The following is a 13,553-nucleotide window of genomic DNA, read 5'->3' on the forward strand; positions in this document are numbered from 1 at the left end:
GTGCATCGGTCCTGCCGGGTTGGCGATTCGGGGGCTGTCACAGCCGTTATCTGGCGGTTTTCCGGGGCGGAAGGGTGTGATGCAGCAACTTTAGCGGTTGTTTTCAGGGATCATGATTGATTACTGAAAGCGAGTCGGCGAGGCCAGATTTTTTGATTTCATTAATCGGGTGTGATCATTGAAATGGCAAGGTGCCACAGCCCGAAAGCGGGAGGCCATCTTGTCGCAGGTTCGGGTGGTGCGGCTGTCGGCGGTCCGGATTCCGGGTTGGCGGCACTGCGGTTTGGATGGGGGATCGGGTTTTTGTTGAAAAATACCTGACCCTTCGTATGGTGGGGCCGCACCCTAACATGGCACATGGCGATCATCGGGGGACTTATGACGGTACAGAAATTCCATTTCATTTCCGGGCTGCCGCGGTCGGGATCGACCTTGCTGGCCGCGTTGTTGCGGCAAAATCCGCGGTTTCATGCCGCGATGTCCAGTGCGCTGGCCCCGCTGATCAGTGCCAATCTGGATATCATGAGTTCGGGCCACGAGGTTTCGCTTTTGATGGCGCCCGAACAGCGCCCGGAAATTTTGCGCAGCGTTGCCGCGACCTTTTGCCGCACCACCAGCGACCGCGAGGTTTTTTTCGATACCAACCGGTCCTGGTGCGCGAAAATGCCGTTGATTGCCGATCTGTTTCCCGGCGCAAAGGTGATTGCCTGTGTGCGCGATGTGCCGTGGGTTCTGGACAGTCTGGAACGGCTGTTTCGCCGCGATCCTTATGAAAATACACGGCTTTTTGGCAATGATGGCGAACGCGCCACGGTTTATAGCCGCATGGAAAGTCTGGCGCGGCACAACCGGCTTGTCGGTTATCCGTGGACGGCGCTTAAAGAAGCATTTTATGGCGAACAGGCGGCGGATTTGTTGCTGGTTGATTATGAATTGCTGGCCAAGGCACCGGAAAAAACCCTGCGGCTGGTGTATCAGTTCATCGACGAGCCGTGGCATGACGGGCATGATTTTGAGAATGTCGAGTATGACGCCCCGAAATTTGACGAGGCACTGGGCATTGCCGGGTTGCATCGTGTCAGGCCCAGGGTTTCGTTCGAGGAACGCAAAACCATCCTGCCGCCCGACCTGTTTCACAAATTTGAAAATATGGATTTCTGGAAAGATACCAGCGGCAGCGCGGCCAGTGTGATTACCGCCAAAAGCACCGGAAAAAACAGTGGTAAAAATGCTGGCAAAAACGCGGGTAAAAACATTGGCATCAATCCGGGGGACTTGGCCAGCCGGTTGGCGGGGAACCGCCCGCAAGTCTGACAAATTCTGACATATCTGATTTCCATCTTGCCAATCTGTGCGGCGTCATAAGAAGATATCTTTGGCGTTGATACAACTTGGGCTTGCTGCCCCGTTTGCGCCGATGCTATATCTTTGTATGAGTATTGATCGGGGTGCGTATAGAATCGCAACCATAAAGGCGGGGCGGATAATGACAGTCGCAGGGAAAATCAAGGCCGGATTGGCGCATGACTCATTATCGGCGGTGATGCCGCTGGCGCTGGAGCCGCGTTTCATGTTTGATGCCGCCGGGGTGGCGACCGGGGCCGATGCGGCGCAAGACGCCCAGGCCGATGCCGAGGCGCAAAATGCCGCCGATCATACCGGCGACAGCGATGTCTATTCCGCCGACGATGCCGCCGCGGTTCCGGCGGCGGGGGAGCGCAAGGAGATTGTCGTTGTCGATACCTCGGTCGCCGGGTGGCAGGGGCTTGTGGACGGTCTGGCGCCCGGCACGGAAACCATCCTGATTGACGGCACACAGGGCGGTATTGCGCAACTGGCAGAGGCCCTGAATGGCCGCAGCGACATTGACGCCATCCATGTCCTGTCGCATGGCGATACCGGCATGGTCCGGCTGGGCACCGATACCCTGACCGGCGATACCCTGGCCGCCTATGCCGATTCCCTGTCGATTATCGGGCAATCACTGAGCGAACAGGGCGATATTCTGCTGTATGGCTGCCTTGTTGGCGAGGGCGGCGAGGGGCAGGGCTTTGTCGATGCGCTCGCGACCCTGACCGGGGCCGATATTGCGGCATCAGACGACCTGACCGGGGCGGAAAACCTTGGCGGCGACTGGGACCTTGAAATCACCACCGGCGATATCGAGGCCACCGTGCCGTTTTCATCGGTGGCGATGAATGATTTTTCCGGGGTGCTTTATGACGGGACAGTAGATTTTCAAACTGGCACCAGTGGTAGTGGTACGGAAGTAGTGTCTGTATCCGTTGGTGGTTACACGATGAAGGTGAAAAATAACGGTTCTACAGCTAATGTTTATTCTCAGGCATCAGATTATGTGAATGGCAGTAACAATAATTTTATTGGGTCATATGGATCATTTCCAAGTGTTAGTTCGGCTGACGGTATCGAAATATATTTTGATGGCGGATCAACGTTCAATTTTACTTCAATAGTGATGGCCGTTGATGACGGTAGTGGTGGAAATTTTTCAAGAAATATCACAATAGAATCGGATAAGGGAGCAATATGGACAGGTTCTGTATCTTCTTTTTTTGCTGATGGTAATCAGGGTGGTGTTTCCTTGACTTCTGGAGATTTTACTAATCTCGCCAACAGTGTTGGAGTTGCATGGATCAAAATCACTCCGGCGGCAGGCGGGAGCATCAATGTATTCATGGATGATGTCGGGATTGCCAACCTTGGCGGAGCATCAAACACCGCCCCGACCGCCTCCAACCTGACGCAGACCGTGACCTATACCGAAGACCCCGGCGGTTCCGTCGCCCTTGACGACATTGTGGTGACGGATGCCGATGACGGCGATACCATTACCGCGACCCTGACGCTCAGCAATGCCTTGGCAGGCAGCCTGACGACCGGGACATTCGGGTCGGCAACCTCGACCTATAATGCGGGTACTGGCGCGTGGACCGTGACCGGTTCGGTGGCGGATGTGAATGCGGCTCTTGCCGCCGTGGCCTTTACGCCGTCGGCGAACTGGGATCAGGATGTGACGATCACAACCCAAATCCGCGATGCCGCCAATGCGGGTCCGGCCAATGGCACCATCACGCTGGATGTGACCCCGGTCAATGATGCGCCGACCGCGACCAATTTGACGCAGACGGTTCCCTTTACCGAAGATGGCGGCAGTGTTGCGCTTGGCGACATTGTGGTGACGGATGTGGATACCAATGATACCATCACCGCGACCCTGACACTGAGCAATGCCTTGGCAGGCAGCCTGACGACCGGGACATTCGGGTCGGCAACCTCGACCTATAATGCGGGTACTGGCGCGTGGACCGTGACCGGTTCGGTGGCGGATGTGAATGCGGCTCTTGCCGCCGTGGCCTTTACACCATCGGCGAACTGGGATCAGGATGTGACAATTTCCACCCGAATTCGCGATGCGGCGGATACTGGCCCGGCGGATGGCACCATTACGCTGGATGTGACCCCGGTCAATGACGCGCCGGTGGCGACCGCAACGGGCACCACCACCGCCTTTACCGAAGGAACGCCGGTGGTCATCGACAGCGGCTTTACCCTGTCGGATGTGGATAGTGCGAATATGACCAGCGCGACGATCTCGATCACCGGCAATTTCCAAGACGGTTCGGATGTTCTGGCCTTTACCGACACGGTTAGCATTACCGGCATTTATGATGCCGAAACCGGCGTTTTGACCCTGAGCGGTTCGGCATCAGTGTCCGATTATCAGGCGGCGATCCGGTCCATCACCTTTGACAATACGTCACAATCGCCGAATACCGCCAACCGGACGATTTCTATCACGGTCAATGACGGGACGGACAATTCCAATACCGTGACGAAAACAGTGTCCGTTACCGGTGTTAATGATGCGCCGACAGTCACCGGTGTTCCGACAGATATAACCGTGACCGAGGACACCGCCAGCGATTTTGATTTGTCCGCCGTCATCTTTGCCGATGTTGATAGCGATAACCTGGTCGTTACGATTACGGCGTCGGCAGGCACGTTTGCCGCCTCCTCGTTGGGCGGGGTTAACGTCGGCGGATCGGGCAGCAGCACCCTGACGCTTAATGGGACGGCAGCCGATATCAATGCCTGGCTCGATACTGTCAGCAATATTCAATATACCGGGGCATCAAATGCGGCGGGTGAGAATGCCGCGACCTTTACGGTTCACGTCGATGACGGCATGGTGAACCCACAGGTTGGCGGTGGCAATATCGACATTACCGGCGTCAATGATGCGCCGACGGTAACGGGTGTCCCGACCGATGTGACGGTGACTGAGAACACGGCCAGCAATTTTGATTTGTCCGCCGTCACCTTTGAAGATGTCGATGGCGACAGTCTGACCGTTACGATTGCGGCCACTGCCGGGACATTTGCCGCAACTTCGTCTGGCAGTGTTACGGTGGGCGGTTCGGGCGGCACGCTGACGCTTACCGGCACAGCGGCGAATATCAACACATGGCTCGATACCACATCCAATATTCAATATACCGGTGCATTAAACGCAGCGGGCGACAATGTCGCGACCTTTACGATCCATGCCGATGACGGCACCGTCAATCAGTCACTTGGCGGCGGTAATGTCGATATCGTCTCTGCGCCGGTGATCGGCAATCTGAATGGCGACAGCGTGACCTTTACCGAAGGCGGCGGGGCGGTTGCCCTTGATACCGGAAGCAATGCGACGGTTTCCGACAATGACAATCCCAATTTTAATGGCGGTAATCTGACCGTCAGCATCACCGCAGGCGGCAATGCTGCGCAGGATATTCTGACGCTTGGCAGCGGGGTCACGCTGGCCGGAACAACCGCCGGGTCGGATGTGACTGTCGATAGTGTCGTTATTGGTACATTGGGCAACAACATTGCGGCGGGCAATGATCTGGTGATCAATTTCAACAGCAATGCCACACAGGCGCGGGTTGCCACCCTGTTGCAGGCCCTGCAATATGACAACAGCAATGCCGATGACCCGACTGCCGGGGCGCGGACGATCCGTGTGACGATTACCGATGATTCCGGCGGGTTTACCTCCAGCCCCGCCGATGTCACGGTGACGGTTGTGGCGGTGAATGATGCGCCGACCCTGAGCGCGACCGGCGGGACGCCGACCTTTACCGAAAACGGATCGGCGGTTGATCTGTTCTCGGGCGTGAGTGTGGGGACGGTCGAGGCTGGTCAGACGATTTCGGGCTTTAGCTTTACCGTCACCAATGCCGAAGCAAGTGACAGCATCACGCTGGACGGCACGGCGATCTCGCTTGTCAACGGAACCGGGACCACCGCCACCAACGGCCTGACCTATAATGTATCGGTCACGGCGGGAACGGCCACCGTCACGATTACCGGCGGGGCGATGGACACGGCCACCACGCAAACCGTGATTGACGGTATGACCTATTCCTCGGTCAGTGAAAACCCCGGCACCAACAACCGTGTGGTCACCCTGACCGGGATTACCGATAGCGGCGGTACCGCCAATGGCGGGGTGGCGACAACGGCAGTCTCGATTGCCGCCACTGTCGCGGTGACGGCGGTCAATGACGCGCCGGTCAATACCGTACCGGGCGCTCAGTCCGCCTTAACGGGCGAGGCAAAGGCGATCACCGGCATTTCGGTTGCGGATGTCGATAGCGCGACCGTCACCACCACGGTTTCCGTGCCGAATGGTAATGGCACCTTTACCGCCACCGGTGCCGCAACCATCACCGGTGGCGGCACCAATTCGATCCAGATTTCGGGCAGTGTTGCCGATGTCAAGACCACGCTGGAAAATCTGCGCTATACGCCTGATGCGACCGGTACGCAAACGATCACGGTCGAAACATCGGACGGAACCGATACGGATACCGACACCTTCACGGTTGATGTCAGTTCCCGCCCGGTGATTGGTGGCCTTTCGGGGGACAGTGTTGCCTATACCACCGGTGAGACCGTCAAACTTGATGTCGGGCAGAATGCCACGGTATCGGATGCGGATTTTACGGCCGGTGATTTCCGCAACGTCGGGAACCTTACGGTCAGCATTACCGGCGGCGGGAACACCGCACAGGATATCCTGACGATTGATACCACGGGCACCACTGTCACATTATCGGGCACGACCGCGACATCAACGGTCAGTGTCGGGGGCACGGTGATCGGCACACTGGCCAACGATATTGAGGCGGGCAATACGCTGCGGATCAATTTCAATGCGGATGCAACCCCGGCAAATATTCAGGAAGTGGTGCGGGCCCTTGCCTATGAAAACAATTCAGGAAGCCCGGCGGCAGGCAATCGTACAATCAGTGTGACGCTTACGGATATTGATAACAACACCAGTGCCGCAAGCACGGTCACGGTACAGATTGCCGCCCCGGTGGTTGAAACGCCGCCACCGCCGGTTCCGACGCCGACGCCGGTGCCGGTGACGGTTGTTGTGCCGCCCTTGCAGATATCGCCGGGCAGCAGCAATCTGGGCGATAGCGGCACCCCGGTCAGTAATTCGATGGCCGTTACAAGCGGTGGCACGGGCCTTGGCAACCAGATTGCCGGGGCGACCATCCAGACAACCGTGACCGGGCAGCTTGGCAATACCAGCCCGATCGGCAATTCCGGCACGCCGGTTTCGGCCGGTCTGACGACATCGCAAATCGGGGCATCGGTCAGTTCCTTTGGCAGCAGCCTTGGGGGTGGACTGGGTGGTGGAGGACTTGGCGGAGGACTGGGCGGTGGTCTGGGGTCTTCTGGCAGTGGTGGATTTGGCGGCAGTTTCGGCGGCGGCCTTGGCGGTGGTAGTCTTGGCGGCGGCTTTGGGGGGGATACGGCAGGTGGTGCCGGTATTGGCGGCACCGGTGCGCCGGGGGGCACACCATCTGTTGGCACTCCGGGCAGCAATTCGGGCGGTAATCCCGGTCTGGGCGATGGTGAATTGCCGCAAGGGCAACCGGCTCCGTCCGGGGGTGGGGATACCCCGGCAGGGGATGTGCCGCAGGATGCACCGGCCGGTGATCAGGCCGCGTTGCCGGTGGCAGGTGAAGACGGTTTTGTCGATCTGGCCTTTGCCGGGTTCGGGCAGCAACTGGAAATCGCCGGGAACAGTTTCGAGCGGCAGGTCGATGCGCTGAACAAGGCCTTGGAAACATATTATCCGCCTGCGGCATAGAACAACAGACGGGCTATTTTGCGTGACGAAAACAGGTGCCGACAGGCATTTTGGGGGAACAGGTTTAATATGACTAACGTGCAGAAAACAGGCGGGCGGTGGCGTGCGGTGACGGCGGCATTGGCGGGGGTGATGGTTTTGTCGGCCTGTGCCGTAACGCCGGAACGCCTGACGCAACAGGAAAATGATGACCGGGTCAGTCTTGATCTGGAACGGTTATTTGCCCATCAGGAAGTGATCAACGGGCCGTTGTCGCTGGAAGAAGCGATTGCGCGGGCCCTGAAATACAATCTGGATCATCGTCTCAAACTGGCGGAAGAAGCCGTGTCGATGGGGCAGCTTGATGTTGCCAATGTCAATCTGTTGCCCAATGTGGTGGCACAGACGGGCTGGTCAACGCGCAACAATGCCGATACCACCTATAACGAAGCCAAAACATCGACATCGACCAGTTCGGACCGCACGGTGCGCGACAGTGACCTGTCGGTCAGCTGGAATGTTCTGGATTTTGCCATCGGCTATATGCGGGCCAACCAGCAGGCCGATCTGGCCCTGATTGTGGCCGAACGCCGCCGTCAGGTGATCCACAATGTGGTTAATGATACCCGCAGCGCCTATTGGCGGGCGGCGGCGGCCGAACGGGCGCTGGTGCAATTTGAACCGGTTCTGGACCGGGTGCGCGAGGCATTGACGCGGGCCGAAACCCAGGTGTCGGAACGCATTGGTGCGCCGCTTGATGCCCTGTCCTATCAGGAAGATTTGCTGTTGACCCTGCGGGAACTGGAAACCCGCCGCCGTCAACTGGTTGAGGCGCGGACCGAACTGGCGGTTTTGATGAATATTCATCCCGACAGCGATTTTTCGGTTCAGGCGGCGGTCGATACGGACCGTCCGGTTCCTGAACTGGCGATGGATGGGGAAACGCTGGAACTGGAAGCCTTGCGCAACCGGTCGGAATTGCGGTCCGAGGCCTATCAGTTGCGCATCAATCAGCGCGATTCCAAAATTGCCATTCTGCAAATGGTGCCGGGCCTGAATTTTTCTGCCGGGATCAATCACACGACCGACAGCTACAAGGTCAATTCAAAATGGTATGACGGGTCGTTGAACCTGTCATGGAACCTGATGCAGATCATGCGCGCCCCGGCCAATATGAAACTGGCCGACAGCCAGATTGAATTGTCCGAAGTCCGGCGTCTTGCCCTGTCGATGGCAGTGATCAGCCAGGTCAATATTGCCCGGCTGCGATTTGCCCATGCACAGTCCGATTATGAACTGACCGGGCAGATTGCCGATGTGCAGGATCAGATTTTTGACCGGGTTTCGGCCAGCAATGCCGCCAATACGGTGGGCGATGCCCAGGCGATCCGTGCCGAAGTCCGCGCCCTGTTGTCCAATCTGCAACGCGACATGGCCTATGCCGATCTTCAGGCGTCTTATGGCCGGTTGTTTGCCACCATCGGGGCCGATCCGTTGCCCGGCGATGTGGCCGATGACACGATTTCCAGCCTGTCGGCGGCAATCGGTGATGTGTTGGCCCGTTGGGATCACGGCGAATATGATGCGCCTGTTCTGGCGGATGCCAGCACCCCGGAACAGGTCGTATCGCAAAACGTAACCCCATAATCCGCATCGGAGCGACAAAACCCATGCAGGGTTCCAAACGACAAAGCGGATGGCAATGCAGGGCCCTTGGCCTTGCATTGCTGTTATGGGGGGCGGGGTCATATCCCGCCTTGTCCCAGCAGAATATGGACGGGGGCAATCTTGAAGCCCGCGTTCTGGTGACCACCCGCGACCATGCCATTCTGTCGAGCGAAGTATCGGCGCGTATTGCCGAAATGCCAAAACGCCCCGGCCAGAAATTTGCCAAAGGCGACATATTGGCGGTGTTTGACTGTGGTGCCTATCGGGCGCAGCGGGCCTCGGTCGCCGCCGATGTCCGGCAGGCCGAAGCCCAGTATGAGGCGCAAAAACGTCTGGCGGAATTGCGCACGGTGGGCGAACTGGATGTGACAATCGCCCATGCGGTATTTGAAAAGACCCGGGCCGAATTGCAGCTTCAGGATTTTCACCTCAGCCGCTGCAAGATTGCCGCCCCCTATGACGGGGCGGTTGTGGAATGGGTGGGGCAACCGCATCAAACCGCCAATCCGGGGGATCAGCTGATTGAGATTGTCGGGTTTGGCGGGCTGGAACTGGAACTGATTGTGCCATCGCCGTCTTTGGCGTGGCTTGCCCCCGGTCATGCGGTGCAGGCGCGGATTGATGAAACCGGATCGGAAATTGCCGCCCGGATTGACCGGATCGGGGCGCGGATTGATCCGGTCAGCCAGTCGGTCAGGGTGTATGCCGTGATTCTTGACGGGCAGGAAAAACTTTTGCCCGGCATGAGCGGCACCGCCCTGATCCAGAACGCATCGAAAATGTGATGGCCGGTCTTCCGCGTCCTTCGGCCAGTACGGTTCTGTTGGGGATCGAGCGCAGTTTGCGTCATGCGCCCGACCTGACGGCATGGCGTTTTACCGCCGTATCGGAACCCCGCCGCCTGATCCCCTATCAGCAGGCGGTTCTGGTGGAACGTTCGGGCACCCACCGGTTGCGGGTGGCGGCGGTATCGAATGTGGCGTCGATTGACCGTAATGCGCCTTATATCCTGTATGTCGAACGGATGTTGTCGGCCCTTGACAAGGCCGGTGGCCTGACAAAGGCAACGGGTCTGTCCCCGGCGAATATCCCTGAAAATCTTGTGCCGGAATGGTCCGAATTTTTGCCGGCCCATCTGTTCTGGCAACCGCTTGAGGCGATGGATGGAACGGCGCTTGGCGGGCTGGTTCTGATGCGGGCCGAACCGTGGCAGGATGCGGAACCGGTTTTGCTGGATCAACTGGCCGATGCGATGGGGCATGCCTGGCAGGCCTTGCGGAAAACGCGGCGCAACACCCCCAAAAAACCGGTGATCAAACGCGGGATGGTCGCCGGGGGGGCGGTGGCGTTGCTGGCGGCACTGTTTGTTCCGGTGCCGCAAAGTGTGATTGCCCCGGCCGATGTGATCCCGCGCGATGCCTTGCCGGTATCGGCCCCGATCCGGGGGGTGATCCATGATATTCATGTCCGGCCCAATGCCGAAGTCCGGCAGGGGGATGTGCTGTTTTCCTTTGAAGATGCCGAATTGCGCGCCAATCATCAGGTTGCGATGCGGGCGGTGGACGAAGCCGGGGCCGAATTGCGCCGGGTATCGCAACAGGCGTTTGGCGATGCCAAGGGCCGGGCCGAAATTGCCCTGATGCAGGCGCGGCTGGCGATGCGCGAAGAACAGGCGGCGTATAGCAATTATCAATTGTCGCAGGTGCAGGTCATCGCCCCGCAAGACGGCATTGCGATTTTCAGCGATCCCAATCGCTGGCGCGGGCGGCCTGTTTCGGTGGGCGAACAGGTGATGCTGGTCGCCCGGCCCCAGAATGCCGAAATTGCCATTTTCATCCCGGTATCGGATGCCATCAATCTGCGTCCGGGGGCCGATGTGCGGCTGTTTCTGGATGTCGATCCGTTGCGGTCCTTTCCGGCGGTTCTGGAACTGTCATCCTATCAGCCGATGGAAAGTGCCGAGGGGGTTCTGGCCTATCGGGCGGTGGCGCGGTTTGAGGACCAGGAAAACCCGCCGCGGATCGGCCTGAAAGGGTCGGCGCGGATATCGGGGGATGCGGTGCCGCTGGCGCTGTTTTTGTTCCGGCGTCCGTTGTCGGCATTGCGCCAGATGATCGGGATGTAGCATGGCCGGTCCGGCGCAAACCGCACAAGCGGCCCAATCTGGCGGGGATGATCCGGATTTGCCGCCGCTGCGCGATGATTTGCGGCTTTTGCCCGCCGAACATGATGAATATGGTTCGCCGTGCTGGACCATTCATGATCCGGTGCGCAACCGTTATTACCGGATCGGCTATTCGGCATTCGAGCTTTTGCGCCGCTGGCCGGTGGGCAAGGTGTCGGCCCTGCTGGCAAAAATCCGGGCTGAAACCATCCTGATGCCGGACCGCGAACAGGTTCTGGGCCTGATCAAATTTCTGCATGGCAATGGATTGTTGCGCCGCCAGGGCGAAGACGCCATTGCCGAATTTTCCCGGATCACACAGGCCGGAAAGCCGCCCTTTCTGAAATGGCTGGTGCATAATTACCTGTTTGTCCGGGTGCCGTTGATCCGGCCGGACCGGGTGTTGCGTGCGACACAGGGCATTGCCGATTTTGTCGCCTCGCGGCCGATACAGATGGCCATTCTGGTGTTGGGGATTGCGGGCATTTTCATGACCCTGCGCCAATGGGACAGGTTTTTGTCCACCTTTATGGGCTTTGCCAACTGGCAGGGCATGATCTGGATGGCGGTGACGCTGGTGGTGACCAAAATCCTGCATGAACTGGGCCATGCCTATACGGCGACGCGGTATGGTTGCCGGGTGCCCAGCATGGGGGTGGCGTTTCTGGTCATGTATCCGGTGCTCTATACCGATACATCGGATGCGTGGCGATTGACCCGGCGGGATCAGCGATTGCGGATTGCGGCGGCGGGTATCCGGGTTGAACTTTCGCTGGCGTTGCTGGCGACGTTTTTCTGGCATCTGGTGCCGCCCGGACCGGTGCAAAGCACGTTGTTCTTGCTGGCCAGTGCCACCTGGATCACGACTCTTCTGATCAATCTCAGCCCGTTTTTGCGGTTTGACGGTTATTATTTGCTGTCGGATTATCTTCGGGTGCCCAATCTGCAAGATCGCGCCTTTGCGATGGCGCGCTGGTATTTGCGGGAAAAACTGTTCGGGTTGGGCGCGGCCCCGCCCGAACCGATGGCACGGCCGCGTCGGCGATTGCTGGTGATTTTTGCCGTTTCCGTCTGGATTTACCGGTTTTTCCTGTTTCTGGGCATTGCCGTGCTGGTTTATCACCTGTTTTTCAAGGTGCTGGGCATTATCCTGTTTGTCATTGAAATCCTGTGGTTCATTGTGTTGCCCGTGGTGAAAGAAATGAAAATCTGGTGGCAGGAACGCCGCCATGCCCGCATGACCCCTTTGGGCGTGGCGGTTGCCCTTTTGGTCGTGATGATGACGGCGTTGCTATTTGTGCCGTGGCGGGCCTCGGTCGAGGCGGCGGCCGTCATGCAGGCCAGTGCCGCGGCCGACATCCTCAGCCCCGCCGAAGGCCGGATTGCAGACATTCTGGTTGGCGAGGGGGACAGGGTGGAGGCCGGGCAGGTGTTACTGACCCTGCATGCGCCGGAACTGAGTGCGCGGATTGCGGTTCAGAGACTGGAACTGGAAGAAGCGCGGATTTTGCTGGCGCAGGCGCAAAGCAGCCGCGAGGCCGCGCAACACCATGTGATCGCCACGCGCCTGCAAGAAGTTTTACGGTTTGAAGCCGGGCTTTCGCTGTTGCAAATCCGGCAGGAACAGCTTGTTTTACGGGCGCCGATTGCCGGGACGGTGCGCGATATGGGCGATCATGTGCGGCCCGACAATTGGCTGGGCGAAAAAGTGCCGCTGTTGCGGGTGATCGAGGACCGGGAACCGCGCCGCGTTTTGGGATATGTTTCCCAGCGCGACATTGCGCGCCTTGGCCCTTGGGCAACGGCATGGTTTTATCCCGATCAGATTACCTTGCCCGCAATGGAAGTTCATCTGAACAGCATTGACAGCTTTAGCGCCCCGATCCTCGAAGAAGCATCCCTTGCCGCCTCGCATGGCGGGCCGATTGCCGCGCGTCTTAACGAACAGGGCGTTATGGTGCCGCTGGATGCTGTGTTCAGGGTATCGGGGGGTGTTGATGATCCGGGTTCTGTTGATCGGGGCGATAATCGGGGAAAAAGCGATCCGGTTTATATGATGCTGCGCGGCACCTTGGAAATTGATGCGCCACCGGTCAGTTTTGCCCGCCGGTTATACGAAACCATCACGAGCGTTTTTATCCGCGAGATGAATTTTTAGGGTGGGAAGTCGGGGGAAATGTTTACTGAAATCCCAAGGCGTTGGATATATTGAACATTTAATATAAAACACCCCGCCGCCCCGGCTTTCTTGATGGCTTGTCGGACACCCGCGACCTTGTGGGCAGGCAGCTTGTCGATGATCACGATATCGCCCTTATGCAGTTCCGGCACCAGAACCTGTTCGACATAGGCCAGGAAGGCAAGGCCGTTCATGGTGCCATCGAGCACCATGGGAGCTACCATGCCACCGAGCCGCAAACCAGCGGTGAAGCTGGTCGTCTTCCAATGGCCATGGGGGGTATGCTGGCCCGGCAGCGTTCTCCCTTGGGCGACCGGCTATAGAGCCGCGCGAGGCACCGGTCTCGTCAATGAAGATCAGCCGTTTTGGGTCGAGGTCCCTTTTTTGGA

The 13,553-nt window shown here is 58.5% G+C and carries 6 protein-coding genes and 1 pseudogene; 6 read left to right on the forward strand and 1 reads right to left on the reverse strand.

Annotation, left to right across the window (positions count from 1 at the left end; genetic code table 11):
• The first annotated feature begins 378 nt into the window (after window positions 1-378).
• The 6 genes from Q8O73_RS16590 (at window position 379) to Q8O73_RS16615 (ending at window position 13,143) form a co-directional block, all read left to right on the forward strand.
• Window positions 379-1,314 carry a sulfotransferase gene (locus tag Q8O73_RS16590; protein WP_305559313.1) on the forward strand — a complete coding sequence of 312 codons (936 nt, stop codon included), beginning with the start codon at window positions 379-381 and terminating at the stop codon, window positions 1,312-1,314.
• A gap of 172 nt (window positions 1,315-1,486) precedes the next feature.
• On the forward strand, window positions 1,487-7,174 hold the full coding sequence (locus Q8O73_RS16595; protein ID WP_305559314.1) for a DUF4347 domain-containing protein: 5,688 nt from the start codon (window positions 1,487-1,489) through the stop codon (window positions 7,172-7,174).
• A 69-nt stretch (window positions 7,175-7,243) separates the two neighbouring features.
• Window positions 7,244-8,800 carry a TolC family protein gene (locus Q8O73_RS16600; RefSeq protein WP_305559315.1) on the forward strand — a complete coding sequence of 519 codons (1,557 nt, stop codon included), beginning with the start codon at window positions 7,244-7,246 and terminating at the stop codon, window positions 8,798-8,800.
• A gap of 23 nt (window positions 8,801-8,823) precedes the next feature.
• The gene (locus Q8O73_RS16605) at window positions 8,824-9,606 is read left to right on the forward strand and encodes an efflux RND transporter periplasmic adaptor subunit (protein WP_305559316.1); all 783 of its coding nucleotides are present in this window, start codon (window positions 8,824-8,826) and stop codon (window positions 9,604-9,606) included.
• On the forward strand, window positions 9,606-10,946 hold the full coding sequence (locus Q8O73_RS16610) for an efflux RND transporter periplasmic adaptor subunit (RefSeq protein ID WP_305559317.1): 1,341 nt from the start codon (window positions 9,606-9,608) through the stop codon (window positions 10,944-10,946). The genes Q8O73_RS16605 and Q8O73_RS16610 overlap by 1 nt, the downstream gene beginning before the upstream one ends.
• Window position 10,947: 1 nt before the next feature.
• Window positions 10,948-13,143: a site-2 protease family protein gene (locus Q8O73_RS16615; protein ID WP_305559318.1), complete on the forward strand. Its 2,196-nt coding sequence runs from the start codon at window positions 10,948-10,950 to the stop codon at window positions 13,141-13,143.
• Between the two features lie 62 nt (window positions 13,144-13,205).
• Here Q8O73_RS16615 and Q8O73_RS16620 read toward each other — a convergent pair.
• Window positions 13,206-13,542: pseudogene (locus Q8O73_RS16620) on the reverse strand (transposase); the annotation flags it as partial.
• Window positions 13,543-13,553: the final 11 nt, after the last annotated feature.

The organism is Thalassospira sp. (assembly GCF_030690045.1).
GTDB lineage: Bacteria > Pseudomonadota > Alphaproteobacteria > Rhodospirillales > Thalassospiraceae > Thalassospira.

Coding starts and splice junctions, on each gene's coding strand:
- Q8O73_RS16600 (WP_305559315.1), top strand. CDS start 7,244: ATGACTAACGTGCAGAAAACAGGCGGGCGGTGGCGTGCGGTGACGGCG.
- Q8O73_RS16595 (WP_305559314.1), top strand. CDS start 1,487: ATGACAGTCGCAGGGAAAATCAAGGCCGGATTGGCGCATGACTCATTA.
- Q8O73_RS16605 (WP_305559316.1), top strand. CDS start 8,824: ATGCAGGGTTCCAAACGACAAAGCGGATGGCAATGCAGGGCCCTTGGC.
- Q8O73_RS16615 (WP_305559318.1), top strand. CDS start 10,948: ATGGCCGGTCCGGCGCAAACCGCACAAGCGGCCCAATCTGGCGGGGAT.
- Q8O73_RS16610 (WP_305559317.1), top strand. CDS start 9,606: ATGGCCGGTCTTCCGCGTCCTTCGGCCAGTACGGTTCTGTTGGGGATC.
- Q8O73_RS16590 (WP_305559313.1), top strand. CDS start 379: ATGACGGTACAGAAATTCCATTTCATTTCCGGGCTGCCGCGGTCGGGA.